The sequence below is a fragment of the Pseudomonas agronomica genome (genome assembly GCF_025917275.1).
GTDB classification, from domain to species: Bacteria; Pseudomonadota; Gammaproteobacteria; order Pseudomonadales; family Pseudomonadaceae; genus Aquipseudomonas; species Aquipseudomonas agronomica.
The window spans coordinates 1-20,303 of the sequence record NZ_JAOSHO010000044.1 but is presented as its reverse complement, the minus strand read 5'-3'; the positions used below and the strand labels follow the sequence as shown (position 1 = coordinate 20,303).

The window sequence follows — 20,303 nt, the reverse complement described above, 5'->3', positions numbered from 1 at the left end:
TCGCGAGCAAGCTCGCTCCCACAATGGTTAAGGTTGTCCTCGAAATTGTATCGACGTCTCTTCTGGCATAACACTTGCTCCTGCCTAGCCATGCAACAGTGAACTCCCCGATTAGTGACGGATTATTGGCATGGCGAAGAGTGAAGCAGCAGCTGTAAAAGACCCTGCAACCAAAGGCAAACTCAAGATGATCATCCTGATCGTGGTGGGCTTGCTGTTGGCGGTGGGTGTTTCCGTGGGGGCGACCTGGTATTTCATGCACAGCGCCCAAAGCAAGCCGGCACCCGCTGCAGAAGCCGCTCCGGTAGGCAAGCAGCCTGCGATTTTCGAGCCCATGGCCCCGGCCTTCGTGGCCAACTACACCGTGAACGGTCGTCAACGCTACATGCAGGTCAGCATTACTTTGCAGGGTCGCAACCAGGCGGACCTGGAAGCATTGCGGGTGCACATGCCGTTGATCCGCAATAACCTGGTGATGCTGTTTTCCGGACAGAGTTTCGACACCCTGGCCACTCCGGTGGGCCAGGAAATGCTGCGTCAGAAAGCCACGGCCAGCGTGCAGGAAGTGGCCCAGAAAGAGCTTGGCAAAGTGGTGATCGAACAGTTGCTCTTCACTAACTTCGTATTGCAGTAGGAAACACGACATGGCCGTGCAGGACTTGTTGTCCCAGGACGAAATCGACGCGCTGTTGCACGGTGTCGACGACGGCCTGGTGCAAACCGAAAACGCTGCTGACCCGGGCAGCGTCAAAAGCTACGACCTGACCAGCCAGGACCGCATCGTTCGCGGACGCATGCCGACCCTGGAAATGATCAACGAGCGTTTCGCCCGCTACACCCGTATCAGCATGTTCAACATGCTGCGCCGCTCGGCCGACGTGGCTGTGGGTGGCGTGCAGGTGATGAAGTTCGGCGAATACGTGCACTCGCTGTACGTGCCCACCAGCCTCAACCTGGTGAAGATCAAGCCGCTGCGCGGTACGGCGCTGTTCATTCTCGACGCCAAGCTGGTGTTCAAGCTGGTGGATAACTTCTTTGGTGGCGACGGCCGTCACGCCAAGATCGAAGGTCGCGAATTCACCCCGACGGAGTTGCGTGTCGTGCGCATGGTGCTGGAACAGGCCTTCGTCGATTTGAAGGAAGCCTGGCAGGCGATCATGGAAGTGAACTTCGAGTACATCAACTCTGAAGTGAACCCGGCCATGGCCAACATCGTTGGCCCGAGCGAAGCCATTGTCGTCTCGACCTTCCACATCGAACTCGACGGTGGCGGCGGCGACCTGCACGTGACCATGCCGTATTCGATGATCGAGCCGGTGCGCGAGATGCTCGACGCCGGTTTCCAGTCGGACCTCGACGACCAGGACGAGCGTTGGATCAACGCCTTGCGCCAGGACGTGCTGGATGTCGACGTGCCGATCGGCGCGACGGTCGCCCGGCGCCAGCTGCGCCTGCGGGACATCCTGCACATGCAGCCGGGGGACATCATTCCTGTCGAGATGCCGGAAGACATGATCATGCGCGCCAATGGCGTGCCGGCCTTCAAGGTCAAGATGGGCTCTCACAAAGGCAACCTGGCGTTGCAGGTGATCGAGCCGATCGAACGCCGCTGAGCGGTGTCAACTTCTTAAGTTTTCGTTTTTAACCGATTTTTGCCCGCCGAGGAAACATGATGGCTGACGATATGAATACCCAGGATGACCAGGCGCTGGCCGACGAATGGGCTGCGGCCCTGGAAGAAACCGGCGACGCCGGGCAGGCTGATATCGATGCATTGTTGGCAGCCGATACCGGCGCCCACGCGTCCAATCGCCTGCAGATGGAAGAGTTTGGCAGCGTGCCAAAAAGCAACGAGCAAGTGACGCTCGACGGGCCGAACCTGGACGTGATCCTTGACATCCCGGTGTCGATTTCCATGGAAGTGGGCAGCACCGACATCAACATCCGCAACCTGCTGCAACTCAACCAGGGCTCGGTCATCGAACTCGATCGCCTGGCCGGCGAACCGCTGGACGTACTGGTAAACGGCACCTTGATCGCCCACGGCGAAGTGGTGGTGGTCAACGAGAAGTTCGGCATTCGCCTGACGGACGTGATCAGCCCGAGCGAACGCATCAAGAAGCTGCGCTGAATGAAAGGCTTTTTCGCCGCAGCCTTGATGCTGCCGTTCAGTGTGCTGGCCGCCGAGCCGGTGGCCAACGCGGCCGTTGCGCCGGCCAGTGGCAGCGGCATGGCCGGGCAATTGGCGCAACTGGTGCTGGGCCTGCTGCTGGTGCTCGGGGTGATTTTCTTCCTGGCGTGGATGCTGCGGCGCGTGCAACAGGCGGGGCCCGCCGGCAAAGGCCAGGTCATCGACATCATCAGTTCCCGGGCGCTGGGCCCGCGGGATCGGCTAGTGCTGGTGCAGGTGGGCAACGAGCAGATCCTGCTGGGGCTGAGCCCCGGCACGATCACCGCGTTGCACGTCCTCAAGGAACCGGTCCAGGTGCCTTCCGCAGAGCAGGCCACCCCCGAATTTGCCCAGCGGCTCATGGAGCTGCTGGGTAAAGATCAAAAGGATAAGAAGTAATGCCGTTGCGCATTCTGTTGGCGTTGGGCCTGATGCTGGCCGCGCCGTTGGCGTTTGCCGCCGATCCGCTGTCGATCCCGGCGATTACCCTGGGCACCAATGCCCAAGGGGCGCAGGAATACTCGGTCAGCCTGCAGATCCTGCTGATCATGACCGCGCTGAGTTTTATCCCGGCGTTCGTCATGCTGATGACCAGTTTCACTCGGATCATCATCGTCTTTTCGATCCTGCGCCAGGCGCTGGGGCTGCAACAGACGCCGTCGAACCAGATCCTCACCGGCATGGCGCTGTTCCTGACCATGTTCATCATGGCGCCGGTATTCGATCGGGTGAACCAGGACGCCCTGCAACCCTACCTGGCGGAAAAACTCAGTGCCCAGGACGCCGTGGCCAAGGCCGAGGTGCCGATCAAGGATTTCATGCTCGCCCAGACCCGCAGCAGCGACCTGGACCTGTTCATGCGCCTGTCCAAGCGCACCGACATCGCCAGCCCCGACCAGGCACCATTGACTATCCTGGTGCCAGCGTTCGTGACCTCTGAGTTGAAGACCGCGTTCCAGATCGGTTTCATGATTTTCATCCCGTTCCTGATCATCGACCTGGTGGTCGCCAGTATCCTCATGGCGATGGGCATGATGATGCTGTCGCCGCTGATCATTTCCCTGCCGTTCAAGATCATGTTGTTTGTGCTGGTGGACGGCTGGGCGTTGATCATCGGCACCCTGGCGGGCAGTTTCGGCGGTGTCTAGACCACTTTTGCGGATAACACGATATGACGCCTGAAGTTGCGGTAGACCTGTTCCGCGAAGCCCTCTGGCTGACCACCACGATGGTTGCCATCCTGGTGATCCCGAGCCTGCTGGTGGGCTTGTTGGTGGCGATGTTCCAGGCCGCCACGCAGATCAACGAACAGACCCTGAGTTTCCTGCCGCGCCTGCTGGTGATGCTGGTAACGCTGATCGTCGCCGGCCCCTGGCTGGTGCAAACCTTCATGGAATACATCCTGCAGTTGTACGGCAGTATTCCCCAGTTGATCGGCTGACCCGATGTCGATGCTCGCGCTGACGGACACCCAGATCAGTAGCTGGGTGGCTTCGTTTGTCCTGCCGTTGTTTCGCGTCACCGCGGTGCTGATGAGCATGCCGGTCTTCGGCACGACCTTGGTGCCGCGCCGCGTGCGCCTGTATTTCGCCCTGGCGATCACCGTCGTGATTGCGCCCGGGCTGCCGCCGATGCCACCGGTCACTGCGCTGGACCTCAGTGCGCTGATGCTGGTCGCCGAGCAGATCCTCATCGGCGCCTTGCTGGGCTTTTCGCTGCAGTTGTTTTTCCAGGCGTTCGTGGTCGCCGGGCAAATCATTTCGATTCAGATGGGCATGGCGTTCGCCTCGATGGTCGACCCCACCAACGGTGTGAACACCGCCGTCATCGGGCAATTCCTGACGATGCTGGTGACCTTGCTCTTTCTCGCCATGAACGGGCACCTGGTGGTCTTCGAGGTGTTGACCGAGAGCTTCACCACATTGCCCGTGGGCAGTGCGATGCTGGTCAATCATTTCTGGGAAATCGCCGGCAAGCTCGGTTGGGTCCTCGGCGCGGCCATGGTGCTGGTGTTGCCGGCGATCACCGCGTTGCTGGTGGTCAACATCGCCTTCGGCGTGATGACCCGGGCGGCTCCGCAGTTGAACATCTTCTCCATTGGCTTCCCGCTGACCCTGGTGTTGGGCATGGTGATTTTCTGGGTCAGCCTCGGGGACATCCTCAACCAGTACCAGCCGCTGGCCACCCAGGCCTTGCAGTTGTTACGCGACATGGCACAGGCGCGCTGAACCATGGCCGAGAGCGAAAGCGGTCAGGACAAGACAGAAGACCCCACGGAGAAACGCAAAAGGGAATCCAGGGAAAAGGGCGAGATCGCCCGTTCCAAGGAGCTCAACACCCTGGCGATCATGTTGGCTGGCGCCGGTGGCTTGCTGATATACGGTGGCGGGCTGGCGTTGGATCTGTTGGAAATCATGCGGCTGAATTTCTCCCTGCCACGAGACGTGTTGCTGACCCCCGGCGCGATGACGCAATACTTGCTGCATTCGGGCAAGATCGCGATCGTTTCGATTCAGCCGATTCTTGTGTTTTTGCTGTTGGCGGCGTTCATCGGTCCGATCTCCCTGGGCGGATGGTTGTTTGCTGCCGGTAGCCTGGCCCCTAAATTCAGTCGGATGAACCCGGCGGCCGGCATCAAGCGAATGTTTTCAACGTCGGCATTAATGGAGTTGCTGAAGGCGTTCGGGAAATTCCTCCTGGTGCTGTCCGTTGCGCTGACGGTATTGCAGGCCGACATCGATGATGTGCTGCGCATTGCCCATGAGCCGCTGGAACAAGCCATTATCCACAGCGTGCAGCTGGTGGGCTGGAGCACCTTGTGGATGGCGTGCGGGCTGATTCTGATCGCTGCCATCGACGTGCCGATCCAGCTCTACCAGAGCAAGCAGAAGTTGATGATGACCAAGCAGGAAGTGCGCGACGAGCACAAGGACTCGGAGGGCAAGCCGGAGGTCAAGCAGCGGATCCGCCAGTTGCAGCGCGAGGTTTCCCAGCGCCGGATGATGGCGGCCATTCCCGACGCGGACGTGGTTATCACCAACCCGACCCACTACGCCGTCGCGCTCAAGTACGACCCCGACAAAGGCAACGCACCGGTCCTGCTGGCCAAGGGCAGCGATTTCCTGGCGTTGAAGATCCGCGAGATCGCCGTCGCCAACGAAGTGATGCTGCTTGAATCCCCGGCATTGGCGCGGTCGATCTACTACTCCACCGAGCTCGACCAGGAAATCCCGGGAGGCCTGTACCTGGCCGTGGCCCAGGTCCTGGCGTACGTCTACCAGATCCGCCAGCACCGCGCCGGCAAGGGCAAGCGCCCCGAACCGCTCAAGGACCTGCCGATCCCGCCGGATTTGCGCCGCGATTCCTGATTCCGACAGACGCAAACCCAATGTGGGAGCGAGCCTGCTCGCGAATGCGGTTACCCAGTCGATAGAAGGGTTGGCTGACAAACCGCATTCGCGAGCAGGCTCGCTCCCACAGGTTGGATGTGCGCCAAGTCGCTCTATTCAAGTCTTGCGCAAAAGTTGGAAAGCTTCTTGCAATACCCCGCCTGCGCCCCTCTCGGGCGTCAAAAGTTTGCTTCACAGGAACGGGGAATATTGGTGGATCGCTCTCAGTTACTCAGCACCGCGCGCAGCAACGTCGTAGACCTCAGCCGGGGTAATCTGGGCGTGCCGCTGTTGCTGCTGGTCATGCTCGCCATGATGATGCTGCCGGTGCCGCCGTTCCTGCTGGACGTGTTCTTCACGTTCAACATCGCCTTGTCCATCGTCGTCCTGCTGGTCTGCGTGTACGCCCTGCGGCCGCTGGATTTCGCGGTCTTCCCGACCATCCTGCTGGTGGCGACACTGTTGCGCCTGGCGCTGAACGTCGCGTCCACCCGCGTGGTCATGCTCCACGGCCAGGACGGCCACGCCGCCGCCGGTAAGGTGATCCAGGCCTTCGGCGAAGTGGTGATCGGCGGCAACTACGTGGTCGGTATCGTGGTCTTCGCCATCTTGATGATCATCAACTTCGTCGTGGTGACCAAGGGCGCCGGGCGGATTTCCGAAGTGAGCGCGCGTTTCACCCTCGACGCGATGCCCGGCAAGCAGATGGCGATCGACGCCGACCTCAACGCCGGCCTCATCGACCAGGGCCAGGCCAAGCTGCGCCGTCTGGAAGTCGCCCAGGAAGCCGAATTCTACGGTTCCATGGACGGTGCCAGCAAATTCGTGCGCGGCGACGCCATCGCCGGCCTGCTGATTCTGTTCATCAACCTGATCGGCGGCATGGCCGTCGGTATCTTCCAGCACGGCATGTCCTTCGGTGACGCCGGCAAGGTCTACGCCTTGCTGACCATCGGTGACGGTTTGGTGGCGCAATTGCCATCACTGTTGTTATCCACAGCCGCCGCCATCATGGTGACCCGCGCTTCGGGCTCCGAAGACATGGGCAAGCAGATCGGCCGGCAGATGTTCGCTTCGCCGAAGGCCTTGGCGGTTGCCGCCGGCCTGATGGCGGTGATGGGCATCGTGCCGGGCATGCCGCATATTTCTTTCTTGACCATGGCGGCCCTTGCGGCGGGCGGCGCTTACCTGTTCTGGAAGAAGCAGAACGTGCAGAAGGTCCAGGCGCTGGAAGAGGTCAAGCGCCAGCAGGAACTGCTGCCATCACCGGCTCGCGCCATGGAAACCAAGGAGCTGGGCTGGGACGACGTGACGCCGATCGACATGATCGGCCTGGAAGTCGGCTACCGCCTGATTCCATTGGTCGACCGCAACCAGGGTGGTCAATTGCTGGCGCGGATCAAGGGCGTGCGCAAGAAGCTGTCCCAGGACCTGGGCTTCCTGATGCCGACCGTGCACATCCGTGACAACCTCGATCTGGCGCCGAGCGCCTATCGCCTGACGCTCATGGGCGTGATCCTGGCCGAAGCCGAGATCTACCCGGACCGCGAGCTGGCGATCAACCCAGGTCAGGTCTACGGTTCGCTCAACGGTATTACCGCCAAGGATCCGGCTTTCGGCCTGGAAGCGGTGTGGATCGAAATCAGCCAGCGCGCCCAGGCCCAGTCCCTCGGCTATACCGTGGTAGACGCCAGCACGGTGGTTGCGACTCACTTGAACCAGATTCTCTACAAGCACTCCAGCGAGCTGATCGGCCACGAAGAAGTCCAGCAATTGCTGCAAGTACTGGCCAAAGGCTCGCCGAAGCTGGCTGAAGAACTGGTGCCAGGCGTGGTTTCGCTGTCGCAGTTGCTCAAAGTGCTGCAGGCGCTGTTGGCTGAACAAGTGCCGGTGCGCGACATTCGCAGCATCGCCGAGGCGATCGCCAACAACGCTTCGAAGAGTCAAGATACCGCCGCCTTGGTGGCTGCGGTGCGGGTCGGCGTATCCCGTGCAATCGTCCAAAGCATTGTAGGCACTGAGTCTGAGCTGCCTGTGATCACTCTGGAACCAAGGTTGGAACAGATATTGCTCAATAGTCTTCAGAAGGCAGGACAAGGCTCGGAAGAGGGTGTCCTGCTGGAGCCAAGCATGGCCGAGAAGCTGCAACGTTCGTTGATCGACGCAGCCCAGCGGCAAGAGATGCAAGGCCAGCCGGTGATCCTGCTGGTGGCCGGTCCGATTCGCGCGATGCTCTCGCGATTCGGGCGCCTCGCGGTCCCGGGGCTGCATGTGCTGGCGTACCAGGAAATACCGGACAACAAGCAAGTGACCATCGTTGCGACAGTAGGGCCCAACGGCTGAGGTAGTGGTTTATGCAAGTGAAGCGTTTTTTCGCCGCCGATATGCGTCAGGCCATGAAGCTGGTACGTGACGAGCTGGGCGCTGAAGCTGCCATCATTGGCAATCGCCGGATCGCTGGCGGTGTCGAGCTGACGGCTGCGCTGGATTACAAATTGTCGGCGCTGGCCCCGCGCGTTCCGAACATGGAACTCGAGGATGAGCTGCGCAAGACCCAGTCGCGCATTGCCAGCGCCCAGGCCGAATTGAGCCTGCGCAGCAGCGAAGGCGCGGCGAGCGCTGGCACCAATCGTCAATTGTTTGCGGGCCAGCCACTGACCGCAGGCCTGCCGCTGACCGCCGCCGAACCGTTGGTCGAAGCCACGCCGGCCGAGCCGCGTCGCCCGGAGCCGGCACCCGCCGCGCCTGCCCGGGGTGTCGACCCGCGCGCCCTCGACTCGATGCGTTTTGAACTCAACAGTCTGCGCGAACTGATGGAAGTCCAGCTCGGTTCGCTGGCCTGGAACCAACTGCAAGGCAGCCGTCCAGCCCAGGCCAACCTGTGGCGTCGCCTGCAACGCATTGGCCTGTCCGGCCCGTTGGCGCGTGACCTGCTGGCGCTGATCAACGGCATCGACGAGCCTCGCCAGGCCTGGCGCATGCTGCTGGCGCACCTGGCGCGGATGATCGCCACACCGGAAGTCGAGCCACTGGAAGAAGGCGGAGTGATTGCCATGGTCGGCCCGGCCGGCATGGGCAAGACCACCACCCTGGCCAAGCTCGCGGCCCGTTATGTCCTCAAGTACGGCGCCCAGAGTATCGCCCTGGTGAGCATGGACAGTTTCCGTATCGGCGCCCAGGAGCAACTCAAGACCCTGGGTCGGATCCTCAATGTGTCGGTGACCCATGTGGATCCGGGCCAATCATTGGCCCAGGCGCTGGAACCGTTGATGCGCAAGCGCGTCGTGCTGATCGACACCGCTGGCCTGCAAGCCAGCGATCCGGCCCTGCGCATGCAACTGGAAAGCCTGGCCGGACGTGGCATCAAGTCAAAAAATTATCTCGTGTTGGCAACCACCAGCCAGAAACAGGTTCTAACCGCCGCATACCACAGCTACAAACGCTGCGGGCTGGCCGGCTGCATCCTGACTAAGCTGGACGAAACGGCAAGCCTGGGCGAGGTGTTGAGCCTGGCGATCGGTCATGAACTACCGGTGGCCTACCTGACCGACGGGCCGCGGATCCCGGATGATTTGCATCTGCCGCGCCGTCACCAACTGGTCAGTCGTGCCGTGAGTGTGCAAATGCAGGAAGAACCCAGCGAAGAAGCCATGGCTGACATGTTCGCTGATATCTACCACAGCCCGACCAAGCAGGTTGGCTGAGGTATTCATGAATATTTTTTGTACCTACATCGATGGTCTGCCATGCATTGTTCCGTATGTGAACGCGCAGCCAGTAATGTGGCCTCCGTCTAAGTAAGACAAGGTAAAGAACGAACATGGGCAGCATGCATCCCGTACAGGTGATCGCGGTGACCGGCGGCAAAGGTGGCGTCGGGAAGACTAACGTGTCAGTGAACTTGTCCCTGGCCCTGGCAGAGCTAGGCCGACGGGTCATGTTGCTGGACGCCGACCTGGGCCTGGCGAACGTCGACGTGCTGCTGGGGCTGACACCCAAGCGCACCCTGGCGGACGTGATCGAAGGTCGCTGCGAACTGCGCGACGTGCTCCTGCAGGGGCCCGGCGGGATTCGCATCGTGCCGGCCGCTTCCGGCACCCAGAGCATGGTGCACCTGACCCCGGCACAGCACGCCGGTCTGATCCAGGCTTTCAGCGACATCGGCGACAACCTCGATGTGCTGGTGATCGACACGGCTGCCGGCATCGGTGACTCGGTGGTCAGTTTTGTCCGCGCCGCGCAGGAAGTCCTGCTGGTGGTCTGCGACGAGCCGACGTCCATCACCGACGCCTACGCCCTGATCAAACTGCTTAACCGCGACTATGGCATGAACCGGTTCCGCGTCCTGGCCAACATGGCCCAGAGCCCGCAGGAAGGGCGCAACCTGTTCGCCAAGTTGACAAAGGTCACGGATCGCTTCCTGGACGTCGCCCTACAATACGTCGGCGCAGTGCCTTACGACGAAAGCGTACGCAAGGCGGTCCAGAAGCAACGTGCCGTATATGAAGCCTTTCCACGTTCCAAATGCGCGCTGGCGTTCAAGGCGATCGCCCAGAAGGTCGATACCTGGCCACTGCCCGCCAACCCACGCGGGCATCTGGAGTTTTTCGTCGAGCGTCTTGTGCAACAAACAGCAGGGCCCGTGTTATGACAGCCAGCGGTTACAACCATCTCTACAAAAAATCGGCACGGGACGCCCAGTACGAATTGATCGAGCGTTACGCGCCATTGGTCAAGCGCATCGCCTATCACTTGCTGGCACGCTTGCCGGCCAGTGTCCAGGTCGAAGACCTGATCCAGGCGGGCATGATTGGCCTGCTGGAAGTGGCGAACAAATACGACGCCAGCAAAGGCGCGAGTTTCGAGACGTATGCCGGTATCCGCATTCGCGGCGCCATGCTCGATGAAGTCCGCAAGGGCGATTGGGCGCCGCGTTCGGTGCACCGCAATACCCGCATGGTCAGCGACGCGATTCGCGCGATTGAAGCGAAAACCGGGCGTGACGCTAAAGATCATGAGGTTGCGGCCGAACTCCAATTGAGTCTCGACGATTATTACGGGATTTTGAACGATACCTTGGGCAGCCGCCTGTTCAGTTTCGACGACCTGTTGCAGGACGGCGAACACGAAGGGCTGCATGAGGATGGCGCAAGTGCTCACATGGAGCCATCGCGCGACCTGGAAGATGAACGCTTCCAGAGTGCGTTGGCGGATGCGATTGCCAATTTGCCGGAGCGTGAGCGACTGGTCTTGGCGCTGTACTACGACGAAGAGCTGAACCTCAAGGAAATCGGTGAGGTCCTGGGGGTCAGCGAATCGCGGGTCAGCCAGTTACACAGCCAGTGCGCGGCCCGTTTGCGGGGGCGTTTGGGGGAGTGGCGAGCACGCTGACAGGCGGTGCGGAGATGTTGCGAGCGGGGCAGGCATGGCAAGTGCCGCGCCAGTCTCCATCCGTTGTGCTCCAGACCGTTGTCGAGTGTTGTGCCGGATTGATTGAAATGGCGCGTTCAGGTGCTGGGCGCGTTTAAGACTGCTTGGAGGTCGAATTGGACAAGAACATGAAAATCCTCATCGTTGATGACTTCTCAACGATGCGGCGGATCATAAAAAACCTGTTGCGTGACCTTGGGTTCACCAACACGGTCGAGGCCGACGATGGCACCACTGCCATTCCGGTTCTCAACAGCGGGAGCATCGACTTTCTGGTGACTGACTGGAACATGCCTGGCATGACCGGTATCGACTTGCTGCGCCATGTGCGCGCCGACGAAAAACTCAAGCATCTCCCCGTGCTGATGGTGACTGCCGAAGCCAAGCGCGAGCAGATCATCGAAGCGGCCCAGGCCGGTGTAAACGGCTATGTGGTCAAACCCTTCACGGCCCAGGCGTTGAAAGAGAAGATCGAAAAAATCTTCGAACGCATCGGTTAACGGCGCCACGGGGGAGCTATGGACAACGAATCTTCAATGGGCGATTTCGAATCGACCCTGAAAAAACATGCCCGCGAACTGGTCGACAGCCTTGAAAAGGGCCGCTTCGGCGATGCGGTTCAAATGATTCATGAGCTCAACCAGACCCGCGATCGTGGTCTGTACCAGGAAGTCGGCAAGCTCACCCGTGAACTGCACAGCGCGATCGTCAATTTCCAGATCGATCCGAACATGCCGCAGGCCGAGGAAGTCTCGCAGATTACCGACGCGACCGAACGCCTGGGCTATGTGGTCAAGCTGACCGAAGCCGCGGCCAACCGCACCATGGACCTGGTGGAAAGCGCAACGCCCCTGGTCAACGGCCTGAGCGAGGAAGCCCAGGCGTTGAGCATCGATTGGGGACGGTTCATGCGTCGCGAAGTCGGCGCCGAGGAATTTCGCGAGCTGGCCCGTCGGGTCGACGGTTTCCTGACGCGCAGCAGCGCCGAGAACCGCGCCGTGGCAAGCAACCTCAACGACATTCTGTTGGCCCAGGATTACCAGGACCTCACCGGTCAGGTAATCAAGCGCGTGACCCAACTGGTCACCGAAGTGGAAAGCAATCTGCTCAAGCTGGTGTTGATGGCTAGCCAGGTTGACCGCTTTGCCGGCATCGAACACGACCGTGAAGCGATGCTTGCTGAAAAAGATCCACAAAAACATCTCTCTCAGGGTGAAGGTCCGCAGATTCATGCCGATAAAAGAGAAGACGTTGTGTCCGGTCAGGACGATGTGGACGATTTGCTGTCCAGCCTTGGATTCTAGTTTTAGCCCTATTTTAGGAGCAGCCATTAATGAGCTTCGGCGCCGATGAAGAGATCCTTCAGGATTTCCTGGTTGAGGCCGGCGAGATTCTAGAGCAACTGTCCGAACAGCTGGTCGAGCTGGAAAGCCGACCTGATGATGCGGATCTGCTCAATGCAATTTTTCGCGGTTTCCACACTGTAAAAGGAGGCGCCGGCTTCCTCCAGCTCAACGAGCTGGTGGAGTGCTGCCACATTGCCGAGAACGTGTTCGACATCCTGCGCAAGGGTGAGCGTCGCGTCGACTCGGAACTGATGGACGTGGTGCTCGAAGCGCTGGATGCGGTCAACAGCATGTTCAGCGAAGTGCGCGAGCGCTCGCCGATCACCCCGGCCACACCCGAGCTGCTCGCCGCGCTGTCGCGCCTGGCCGAGCCGCAGTCGGCTGACGAAGCCGCAGCGGTGGCCGAGCCGGTGGTGGAAGAACCGGTCGCCGAGGAATCGGGCGATATCACCGATCATGAATTCGAATCGCTGCTGGACTCGCTGAACGCCGTCAAGGCCGAAGCCGAGGCTCCAGCCGCACCTGCCACTCCTGCTACGCCAGCCGCCGATGCCGCTGCCAGCGACGAAATCACCGACGACGAGTTCGAGTCGCTGCTTGACCAGTTGCACGGCAAAGGCCAGTTCGCCGCCGATGCGGTCGCAGCGCCGGCCGCCCCGGCTGCGCCAAAGGCAGCAGGGGATAACTCCGACATTACCGATGACGAATTCGAAGCCTTGCTCGACCAGTTGCATGGCAAGGGCAACTTTGCCGTCGATGCGCTGGATTCGGCCATTGCCTCCGCGCCGAGCCCGGCCAAGCCAGCGGCCGCGGCAGCCGGCAGTGACCTGATCAGCGACCACGAATTCGAATCGCTGCTCGACGAGCTGCATGGCAAGGGCAAGTTCAGCGAAGTCGGCAAGGCTTCCGCCGCGCCAGCCGCTGCAACCACCGCCGCCGCGACTGTCGCACCCGCCGCCAAGGCTGCGCCAAAACCGGCCGCGAAGGCGCCGGAACCAAAGGCCGAGACGCCCAAACCGGCCGCTGCCGCCGCCCCGGCGCCAGCCCGTGCTCCGGCGGCACCGCCTGCGGAAAAACCGGCCAGCGAAGCCGAGACCACGGTTCGGGTCGACACCGCCCGCCTGGACGAGATCATGAACATGGTCGGCGAACTGGTGCTGGTGCGTAACCGCCTGGTGCGCCTGGGCCTCAACAGCCAGGACGAAGCCATGTCCAAGGCCGTGTCGAACCTCGACGTGGTCACGGCCGACCTGCAGACCGCGGTCATGAAGACCCGGATGCAGCCGATCAAGAAAGTCTTCGGGCGCTTCCCGCGCCTGGTTCGCGACCTGGCTCGCCAGCTCAAGAAAGAAATCAACCTGGAACTGGTGGGTGAAGAGACCGACCTCGACAAGAACCTTGTCGAGGCCCTGGCCGACCCGCTGGTCCACTTGGTGCGCAACGCGGTCGACCATGGCATCGAGTCGCCGGAAGAGCGCGAAGCGTCGGGCAAGGTTCGCAGCGGCAAGGTGATCCTGGCCGCCGAGCAGGAAGGCGACCACATCCTGCTGTCGATCTCCGACGACGGCAAGGGCATGGACCCGAACGTCCTCCGAGCGATCGCCGTGAAGCGCGGCGTGATGGACAAGGATGCGGCCGATCGCCTGAGCGACACCGAGTGCTACAACCTGATCTTCGCCCCGGGCTTCTCGACCAAGACCGAGATCTCCGACGTATCCGGTCGTGGCGTGGGCATGGACGTGGTGAAAACCAAGATTTCCCAGCTCAACGGCTCGATCAACATTTACTCGACCAAGGGCCAGGGCTCGAAGATCGTCATCAAGGTCCCGTTGACCCTGGCGATCATGCCAACCCTGATGGTGATGCTGGGCAACCAGGCGTTCGCCTTCCCACTGGTCAACGTCAACGAAATTTTCCACCTCGACCTGTCGCGCACCAATGTGGTCGACGGCCAGGAAGTGGTCATCGTGCGGGACAAGGCATTGCCGCTGTTCTACCTCAAGCGTTGGCTGGTCAGCTCTGCCGCCCATGTCGAGCAAGGCGAGGGCCATGTGGTGATCCTTTCGGTGGGCACCCAGCGGATCGGCTTCGTCGTCGACCAGTTGGTGGGCCAGGAAGAAGTGGTCATCAAGCCATTAGGCAAGATGCTCCAGGGCACCCCGGGCATGTCCGGCGCCACCATCACCGGCGACGGCCGCATCGCGTTGATTCTCGATGTGCCAAGCATGCTCAAGCGCTACGCCGCACGGCGTATTTGATTCTGGAGGGGCGTGGCTCGACGCCGCGCCTCGTCTAACGGAGTGTTTATGGTAGTTAAAGTCCTGGTGGTGGACGATTCGGGGTTTTTCCGCCGCCGCGTCTCGGAAATTCTTTCGGCGGACACGAGCATTCAGGTCGTCGGTACGGCGACCAACGGCAAAGAGGCGATCGATCAGGCCCTGGCGCTCAAGCCGGACGTGATCACCATGGACTACGAGATGCCGATGATGGATGGCATCACGGCGGTGCGGCATATCATGCAGCGCTGCCCAACCCCGGTCTTGATGTTCTCCTCCCTGACCCATGAAGGCGCTCGGGTCACCCTCGATGCGCTGGACGCCGGGGCGGTGGACTTCCTGCCAAAGAACTTCGAAGACATTTCGCGCAACCCGGACAAGGTCCGCCAGTTGCTGTGTGAAAAGGTCCACAGCATTTCCCGCAGCAACCGCCGCGCCAGCGCCTACAGCGCACCGGCGCCCGCGCCGACTGCTGCGCCAGCGCCTGCGCCTTCTGCGTCGAACAGTTTCAACCCGGCACCGGTTCGCAGCGCTCCGGCACCGGCACCCGCTCGCCCGGCGCCAGCCAGCCCGTCGTCGCCAGCGCCCAAGCGCAAGGCCTACAAACTGGTCGCCATCGGCACGTCTACCGGTGGCCCGGTGGCACTGCAACGGGTCCTGACCCAATTGCCGGCCAACTTCCCGGCACCGATCGTGTTGATCCAGCACATGCCCGCCGCGTTCACCAAGGCATTCGCCGAGCGCCTGGACAAACTCTGCCGCATCAGCGTCAAGGAAGCCGAGGATGGCGACATCCTGCGGCCAGGCCTGGCGCTGCTGGCGCCGGGTGGCAAGCAGATGATGATCGACGGTCGTGGCGCGGTGAAAATCCTGCCAGGCGACGAACGCTTGAACTACAAGCCTTGCGTGGATATCACCTTCGGTTCCGCGGCGAAATCCTACGGTGACAAAGTTCTGGCGGTGGTGCTCACCGGCATGGGCGCCGACGGTCGTGAGGGCGCGCGCCTGCTCAAGCAGGGCGGCAGTGCGATCTGGGCCCAGGATGAAGCCAGTTGCGTGATCTACGGCATGCCCATGGCGATCGTCAAGGCCGACCTCGCCGATGCGGTCTACAGCCTGGACGATATGGGTAAACATCTGGTCGAGGCGTGTCTGTAATGGATGTGCTCAGCCTGATCGGCATCATCATGGCGTTTGTCGCCATCATTGGTGGCAACTATCTGGAAGGCGGTCACCTTGGTGCGCTGGCCAACGGCCCGGCCGCATTGATCGTGCTCGGTGGCACCATCGGCGCCGCGCTGTTGCAGTCGCCCATGAGTGCGTTCAAGCGGGCCATGCAGACCCTGGCCTGGATCCTGTTTCCGCCTCGCGTCGACCTGGCCGGCGGCATCGACCGCGTGGTGAATTGGAGCCTGACGGCGCGCAAGGAAGGCCTGCTGGGGCTGGAAGGGGTGGCCGATGCCGAACCGGACAGCTACTCGCGCAAGGGCTTGCAATTGCTGGTGGATGGCGCCGAACCCGAAGCGATCCGCAGCATCCTGGAAGTGGATTTCTACACCCAGGAAGCCCGCGACATCGAAGCGGCGAAAGTGTTCGAGAGCATGGGCGGCTACGCGCCGACCATCGGCATCATTGGCGCGGTCATGGGCCTGATCCACGTGATGGGCAACCTGGCCGATCCCTCGCAACTGGGCAGCGGCATCGCCGTGGCCTTCGTCGCCACCATCTATGGCGTGGCGAGTGCCAACCTGGTGTTGCTGCCGATCGCGGCCAAGCTCAAGTCCATCGCGCTGCGCCAGTCGCGCTATCGCGAAATGTTGCTGGAAGGGATCCTGTCGATCGCCGAAGGTGAAAACCCGCGTTCCATCGAGTTGAAGCTCCAGGGCTTCATGGATTAAGGCCATGGCACGTCGCAGACATCACGAAGAACACGTCAACCATGAACGCTGGCTCGTTTCCTACGCCGACTTCATCACGCTGCTGTTCGCCTTTTTCGTGGTCATGTATTCGATCTCTTCGGTCAACGAAGGCAAGTACAAGGTCATTTCCGAAGCGTTGATCGGCGTCTTTACCGATTCCGATCGTGCCCTCAAGCCCATTCCGATTGGCGAGGAGCGTCCCAAGACGGTGACCCCCGCCAAGCCCCTGGTCAAGGATGCCGAACAGGTCGACGCCGGCATTGCCGGTAGCAGCGATCCGTTGAAGAGCATTGCCGACGACATCAGCGCCGCGTTCGGCGACTTGATCAGTTCGAACCAGATGACCGTGCGTGGCAACGAGTTGTGGGTCGAGATCGAACTCAATTCCAGCCTGCTGTTCGGCAGCGGCGACGCAATGCCCAGCGACATGGCGTTCAACATCATCGATAAGGTCGCGGCGATCCTGAAACCGTTCGACAACCCGATCCACGTCGAAGGGTTCACCGATGACCAGCCGATCCGCACCGCGCAGTACCCGACCAACTGGGAACTGTCTTCGGCCCGTTCGGCGAGCATCGTGCGCATGCTCGCCATGCAGGGCGTCAACCCCGGTCGCCTGGCGTCGGTGGGCTACGGCGAGTTCCAGCCGGTGGCCAACAATGCCACCGTCGAAGGGCGCGCGCGCAACCGGCGGGTGGTGCTGGTGGTCTCGCGCAACCTCGATGTGCGTCGCAGCCTGACCGGCACCGGCACGGCCAATGCAAAACCGGATGCGGCATTGAAGCGGGCTGGCACACAAACTGCACCGACCCCGGTCAAGTCGCCGGGAAGACAGAACGCCGTCAATTCTCCGTCACCGGCTTTATAACCGAGCTATTTCTCGGTCGAGTCCGTCTCGACCGGGAGGAACGATCCGAATGAGAGTCTGGGCAGTCGCCAATCAAAAAGGTGGTGTGGGCAAAACCACATCCTCCATCGCTTTAGCCGGGTTGCTGGCCGAGGCGGGCAAGCGCGTGGTCATCGTCGATCTGGATCCCCACGGCTCGATGACCAGTTATTTCGGCTACGATCCCGACAGCCTGGAGCACAGCAACTACGACCTGTTCCTGCACAAGGGCACCGTGCCCGAGGGCTTGCCGGGGCAATTGCTGCTGTCGACCAGTGATGAGCGGATTTCCCTGTTGCCGTCGAGCACGGCCCTGGCCACCCTGGAGCGCCAGTCGCCGGGCCAGAGCGGCCTGGGCCTGGTGATCGCCAAGAGTCTGGCGCAGCTGTGGCAGGATTTCGATTACGCGATCATCGACAGCCCGCCATTGCTGGGCCTGCTGATGGTCAACGCCTTGGCGGCCAGCCAGCAGTTGGTGATCCCGGTGCAGACCGAACACCTCGCGGTGAAAGGGCTGGAGCGCATGGTCAACACCCTGGCGATGGTCAACCGTTCCCGCAAGCAATCATTGGCGTTCAATATCGTGCCGACCTTGTTCGACCGTCGCACCCAGGCGTCCCTCGGTACCCTGCGGGTGTTGCGCGACATGTACCCGGATGACATCTGGCAAGGCTACATCCCGGTCGACACCCGCCTGCGAGACGCCAGCCGTGCCGGTGTGACGCCGTCGCAGTTCGATGGCAAAAGCCGCGGTGTACTGGCCTATCGCGCGCTGCTCAAGCATCTGTTGGCCCAGCAGCTCGTTCCGCAGCAGGTGGCCTGATTGAAATCTCTGTATGTGGGAGCAGGTGTTGTCGGCGCTGGCGTTGTAGGAGCTGGCGCAGCCTGCGATCTTTCAGGGAGCGTGGATATCCCGAAGATCAAGATCAAAGGATCGCAGCCTTCGGCAGCTCCTACTTGGATGCCTGACAGTTTTGCGAGCTCAAGTCTCATGGCATTCATGCCGATAACCTTTTCAAGTGGCGCACAGTTCCAATGAACCGCCCGATCAAGACAACCTCGCGTCCGCAAATGGCCTTGCAGTCCTATCTGGACGGGCTCTTGCAGGAAGCGACTGAAGAGTTACCAGCGCAGCCGAGCGTAGTAGAGGCGTTGCCCGAGCCCGTCGAGGCCGAGGTCGTGCTGGATGAGTTTCAGGCAGCCGTGCTCGAAGAGCAGGCCCGTGACGCGCAGGCATCGGTGGTAGTTGCACCGGTTGAAACACCGTCCGTCAGGCCTCAGGTGGCAGTGATGGAGGCCCCCGCACCGATCCTGGCGCCGGTCTCCACCGTCGCGCCGTTGCTACAGGGCCTGGTGACGCCGGTGGTGGAAATCCACATGCCGCCGAGCAACACACCGCCGCCGGTGCAGGTCGATGACCGTCCGGCATGGGCCGCCGAGCCGTTTGAGTGTCTGTTGTTTGATGTGGCTGGATTGACGCTGGCAGTGCCGCTGGTCTGCCTGGGATCGATCTACTCACTGGCCGGCCAGGAATTGACGCCGTTGTTTGGCCAGCCGGAGTGGTTCCTCGGAATCCTGCCGAGCCAGGCCGGCAACCTGAAGGTGCTGGATACCGCACGCTGGGTCATGCCGGACCGTTATCGCGATGATTTTCGCCAGGGCCTGCAGTACGTGATTTCGGTGCAGGGTTACGAATGGGGATTGGCGGTGCATCAGGTCAGCCGTTCGCTGCGCCTGGACCCGAACGAGATCAAATGGCGCAGCCATCGAGGGCAACGGCCATGGCTGGCCGGTACGGTAATTGAACATATGTGCGCCTTGCTGGACGTGTCCGAACTGGCGGAACTGATCGCCAGCGGCGGGGCAAAACACCTGGACGGCGGCAAGCCGGTCCGGAAACCGAAATAAGACAACCGGCGGCGCAGGGCGCCGCCGGACAGAACACACACCGCCACAGGCGGTTTTTCGAGGGGTCAGGGTATGAATGATAAGGCGTCGTCTCTCAAGGGTTCCGAAGATCCGATCTTGCAATGGGTGACGTTCAAGCTCGATAACGAAACCTACGGCATCAACGTGATGCGTGTGCAGGAAGTGCTGCGCTACACCGAGATCGCCCCGGTTCCGGGTGCGCCAAGCTATGTGCTGGGCATCATCAACCTGCGCGGTAACGTCGTGACCGTCATCGACACCCGCCAGCGTTTCGGCCTGAGCTCCACCGAGGTCAACGACAACACCCGTATCGTGATCATCGAGGCCGACAAGCAAGTGGTCGGTATCCTGGTCGACAGCGTGGCCGAAGTGGTTTACTTGCGTCAGTCGGAAATCGAAACCGCGCCTAACGTCGGTAACGAAGAATCGGCGAAGTTCATCCAGGGTGTCTGCAACAAGAACAACGAGTTGCTGATCCTGGTCGAACTGGAAAAAATGATGAGCGAAGAAGAGTGGTCGGAACTGGAGAGTATCTGATTTGATTCTTGAGGTAGCAGTCATTGTCCTGTTCCTTTTCTGGGCAGGCACGCTGGCGATGTTTTTGTCCTACATACGTGGCCAGCGGGATATCGCCGCTCAGCAGGCCCAGGGTGATGCGCTGCGCGACCAGCGCATCAAGGACCTGGCCAAGCGTGTCGACGACTATCAGAACGGCACCGTGCGCATGGGCGAAGCGCTCCATGAGCTGCGTGCCGTGGTCGCGCCGTTGCCGGACAAACTGGCACAGTTGGAACAGCGCGACCCCTCCAGCCTGTCCTTCGCCCAAGCCGCCCGACTGGTCGGCATGGGCGCCAGCATCGACGAACTGACCCAGGCGTGCGGCCTGACCCAGGCCGAGGCGGAGTTGATGAGCAAATTGCACAAGGGCGGCTGATATCTATCTATCGCCCTAGGCCAA

At 61.3% G+C, this 20,303-nt stretch carries 22 protein-coding genes; all 22 read left to right on the top strand.

Annotation, left to right across the window (positions count from 1 at the left end):
- The first annotated feature begins 130 nt into the window (after positions 1–130).
- The 22 genes from fliL (at position 131) to OC610_RS06025 (ending at position 20,279) form a co-directional block, all read left to right on the top strand.
- Positions 131–634, top strand: coding sequence for a flagellar basal body-associated protein FliL (gene fliL, locus OC610_RS06130; protein ID WP_181287421.1), 504 nt, complete (start codon positions 131–133; stop codon positions 632–634).
- Positions 635–644: 10 nt separating this feature from the next.
- Complete coding sequence (fliM, locus tag OC610_RS06125) at positions 645–1,613, top strand: flagellar motor switch protein FliM (protein WP_030141076.1); 969 nt, start codon at positions 645–647, stop codon at positions 1,611–1,613.
- A gap of 59 nt (positions 1,614–1,672) precedes the next feature.
- The gene (gene fliN / locus OC610_RS06120; RefSeq protein WP_030141075.1) at positions 1,673–2,131 is read left to right on the top strand and encodes a flagellar motor switch protein FliN; all 459 of its coding nucleotides are present in this window, start codon (positions 1,673–1,675) and stop codon (positions 2,129–2,131) included.
- Positions 2,132–2,569 carry a flagellar biosynthetic protein FliO gene (gene fliO / locus OC610_RS06115; RefSeq protein WP_264427018.1) on the top strand — a complete coding sequence of 146 codons (438 nt, stop codon included), beginning with the start codon at positions 2,132–2,134 and terminating at the stop codon, positions 2,567–2,569.
- Positions 2,569–3,318 (top strand): flagellar type III secretion system pore protein FliP, encoded by a 750-nt coding sequence (gene fliP / locus OC610_RS06110; RefSeq protein WP_264427017.1) that lies wholly within the window; start codon positions 2,569–2,571, stop codon positions 3,316–3,318. Before fliO ends, fliP begins: the two co-directional genes overlap by 1 nt.
- A 23-nt stretch (positions 3,319–3,341) precedes the next feature.
- The gene (gene fliQ / locus OC610_RS06105) at positions 3,342–3,611 is read left to right on the top strand and encodes a flagellar biosynthesis protein FliQ (RefSeq protein WP_003199113.1); all 270 of its coding nucleotides are present in this window, start codon (positions 3,342–3,344) and stop codon (positions 3,609–3,611) included.
- Between the two features lie 4 nt (positions 3,612–3,615).
- Positions 3,616–4,398 carry a flagellar biosynthetic protein FliR gene (fliR, locus tag OC610_RS06100; protein ID WP_181287417.1) on the top strand — a complete coding sequence of 261 codons (783 nt, stop codon included), beginning with the start codon at positions 3,616–3,618 and terminating at the stop codon, positions 4,396–4,398.
- 3 nt (positions 4,399–4,401) lie between these two features.
- A complete protein-coding gene (flhB, locus tag OC610_RS06095; RefSeq protein WP_181287416.1) occupies positions 4,402–5,538 on the top strand; it encodes a flagellar biosynthesis protein FlhB in 1,137 nt (378 codons plus the stop codon).
- Positions 5,539–5,772: 234 nt separating this feature from the next.
- A complete protein-coding gene (gene flhA / locus OC610_RS06090; RefSeq protein ID WP_249873808.1) occupies positions 5,773–7,902 on the top strand; it encodes a flagellar biosynthesis protein FlhA in 2,130 nt (709 codons plus the stop codon).
- A gap of 11 nt (positions 7,903–7,913) precedes the next feature.
- A complete protein-coding gene (gene flhF, locus OC610_RS06085; RefSeq protein WP_181287414.1) occupies positions 7,914–9,263 on the top strand; it encodes a flagellar biosynthesis protein FlhF in 1,350 nt (449 codons plus the stop codon).
- A gap of 116 nt (positions 9,264–9,379) precedes the next feature.
- A complete protein-coding gene (gene fleN, locus OC610_RS06080) occupies positions 9,380–10,210 on the top strand; it encodes a flagellar synthesis regulator FleN (RefSeq protein ID WP_003184001.1) in 831 nt (276 codons plus the stop codon).
- Positions 10,207–10,950, top strand: coding sequence for an RNA polymerase sigma factor FliA (fliA, locus tag OC610_RS06075; protein ID WP_264427016.1), 744 nt, complete (start codon positions 10,207–10,209; stop codon positions 10,948–10,950). The genes fleN and fliA overlap by 4 nt, the downstream gene beginning before the upstream one ends.
- Positions 10,951–11,117: 167 nt before the next feature.
- Positions 11,118–11,489: a chemotaxis response regulator CheY gene (locus OC610_RS06070; RefSeq protein WP_003183998.1), complete on the top strand. Its 372-nt coding sequence runs from the start codon at positions 11,118–11,120 to the stop codon at positions 11,487–11,489.
- A gap of 18 nt (positions 11,490–11,507) precedes the next feature.
- Entirely contained in the window at positions 11,508–12,293 is a 786-nt protein-coding gene (locus OC610_RS06065; protein ID WP_264427015.1) for a protein phosphatase CheZ, read from the top strand.
- A gap of 29 nt (positions 12,294–12,322) precedes the next feature.
- Entirely contained in the window at positions 12,323–14,593 is a 2,271-nt protein-coding gene (locus OC610_RS06060) for a chemotaxis protein CheA (RefSeq protein WP_264427014.1), read from the top strand.
- A gap of 48 nt (positions 14,594–14,641) precedes the next feature.
- On the top strand, positions 14,642–15,769 hold the full coding sequence (locus tag OC610_RS06055; protein ID WP_264427013.1) for a protein-glutamate methylesterase/protein-glutamine glutaminase: 1,128 nt from the start codon (positions 14,642–14,644) through the stop codon (positions 15,767–15,769).
- Positions 15,769–16,509, top strand: coding sequence for a flagellar motor protein (locus tag OC610_RS06050; protein ID WP_264427012.1), 741 nt, complete (start codon positions 15,769–15,771; stop codon positions 16,507–16,509). Before OC610_RS06055 ends, OC610_RS06050 begins: the two co-directional genes overlap by 1 nt.
- 4 nt (positions 16,510–16,513) lie before the next feature.
- The gene (gene motD, locus OC610_RS06045; RefSeq protein WP_264427011.1) at positions 16,514–17,398 is read left to right on the top strand and encodes a flagellar motor protein MotD; all 885 of its coding nucleotides are present in this window, start codon (positions 16,514–16,516) and stop codon (positions 17,396–17,398) included.
- A 49-nt stretch (positions 17,399–17,447) separates the two neighbouring features.
- Positions 17,448–18,239, top strand: a complete 792-nt coding sequence (locus tag OC610_RS06040; protein ID WP_030141062.1) for a ParA family protein — start codon at positions 17,448–17,450, stop codon at positions 18,237–18,239.
- A 212-nt stretch (positions 18,240–18,451) separates the two neighbouring features.
- Complete coding sequence (locus OC610_RS06035; protein WP_264427010.1) at positions 18,452–19,324, top strand: CheW domain-containing protein; 873 nt, start codon at positions 18,452–18,454, stop codon at positions 19,322–19,324.
- Positions 19,325–19,396: 72 nt separating this feature from the next.
- The gene (locus tag OC610_RS06030) at positions 19,397–19,882 is read left to right on the top strand and encodes a chemotaxis protein CheW (protein ID WP_003183968.1); all 486 of its coding nucleotides are present in this window, start codon (positions 19,397–19,399) and stop codon (positions 19,880–19,882) included.
- A gap of 1 nt (position 19,883) precedes the next feature.
- The gene (locus OC610_RS06025) at positions 19,884–20,279 is read left to right on the top strand and encodes a DUF2802 domain-containing protein (RefSeq protein WP_030141059.1); all 396 of its coding nucleotides are present in this window, start codon (positions 19,884–19,886) and stop codon (positions 20,277–20,279) included.
- Positions 20,280–20,303: the final 24 nt, after the last annotated feature.

What these genes read in the sequence shown, in the direction of transcription:
- fliO (WP_264427018.1), top strand. Translation starts at nt 2,132, where the DNA reads ATGAAAGGCTTTTTCGCCGCAGCCTTGATGCTGCCGTTCAGTGTGCTG.
- fliN (WP_030141075.1), top strand. Translation starts at nt 1,673, where the DNA reads ATGGCTGACGATATGAATACCCAGGATGACCAGGCGCTGGCCGACGAA.
- fliA (WP_264427016.1), top strand. Translation starts at nt 10,207, where the DNA reads ATGACAGCCAGCGGTTACAACCATCTCTACAAAAAATCGGCACGGGAC.
- fleN (WP_003184001.1), top strand. Translation starts at nt 9,380, where the DNA reads ATGGGCAGCATGCATCCCGTACAGGTGATCGCGGTGACCGGCGGCAAA.
- flhB (WP_181287416.1), top strand. Translation starts at nt 4,402, where the DNA reads ATGGCCGAGAGCGAAAGCGGTCAGGACAAGACAGAAGACCCCACGGAG.
- OC610_RS06060 (WP_264427014.1), top strand. Translation starts at nt 12,323, where the DNA reads ATGAGCTTCGGCGCCGATGAAGAGATCCTTCAGGATTTCCTGGTTGAG.
- fliP (WP_264427017.1), top strand. Translation starts at nt 2,569, where the DNA reads ATGCCGTTGCGCATTCTGTTGGCGTTGGGCCTGATGCTGGCCGCGCCG.
- OC610_RS06055 (WP_264427013.1), top strand. Translation starts at nt 14,642, where the DNA reads ATGGTAGTTAAAGTCCTGGTGGTGGACGATTCGGGGTTTTTCCGCCGC.
- OC610_RS06070 (WP_003183998.1), top strand. Translation starts at nt 11,118, where the DNA reads ATGAAAATCCTCATCGTTGATGACTTCTCAACGATGCGGCGGATCATA.
- fliQ (WP_003199113.1), top strand. Translation starts at nt 3,342, where the DNA reads ATGACGCCTGAAGTTGCGGTAGACCTGTTCCGCGAAGCCCTCTGGCTG.
- OC610_RS06030 (WP_003183968.1), top strand. Translation starts at nt 19,397, where the DNA reads ATGAATGATAAGGCGTCGTCTCTCAAGGGTTCCGAAGATCCGATCTTG.
- fliM (WP_030141076.1), top strand. Translation starts at nt 645, where the DNA reads ATGGCCGTGCAGGACTTGTTGTCCCAGGACGAAATCGACGCGCTGTTG.
- fliR (WP_181287417.1), top strand. Translation starts at nt 3,616, where the DNA reads ATGTCGATGCTCGCGCTGACGGACACCCAGATCAGTAGCTGGGTGGCT.
- OC610_RS06040 (WP_030141062.1), top strand. Translation starts at nt 17,448, where the DNA reads ATGAGAGTCTGGGCAGTCGCCAATCAAAAAGGTGGTGTGGGCAAAACC.
- OC610_RS06065 (WP_264427015.1), top strand. Translation starts at nt 11,508, where the DNA reads ATGGACAACGAATCTTCAATGGGCGATTTCGAATCGACCCTGAAAAAA.
- flhF (WP_181287414.1), top strand. Translation starts at nt 7,914, where the DNA reads ATGCAAGTGAAGCGTTTTTTCGCCGCCGATATGCGTCAGGCCATGAAG.
- motD (WP_264427011.1), top strand. Translation starts at nt 16,514, where the DNA reads ATGGCACGTCGCAGACATCACGAAGAACACGTCAACCATGAACGCTGG.
- OC610_RS06050 (WP_264427012.1), top strand. Translation starts at nt 15,769, where the DNA reads ATGGATGTGCTCAGCCTGATCGGCATCATCATGGCGTTTGTCGCCATC.
- OC610_RS06035 (WP_264427010.1), top strand. Translation starts at nt 18,452, where the DNA reads ATGAACCGCCCGATCAAGACAACCTCGCGTCCGCAAATGGCCTTGCAG.
- fliL (WP_181287421.1), top strand. Translation starts at nt 131, where the DNA reads ATGGCGAAGAGTGAAGCAGCAGCTGTAAAAGACCCTGCAACCAAAGGC.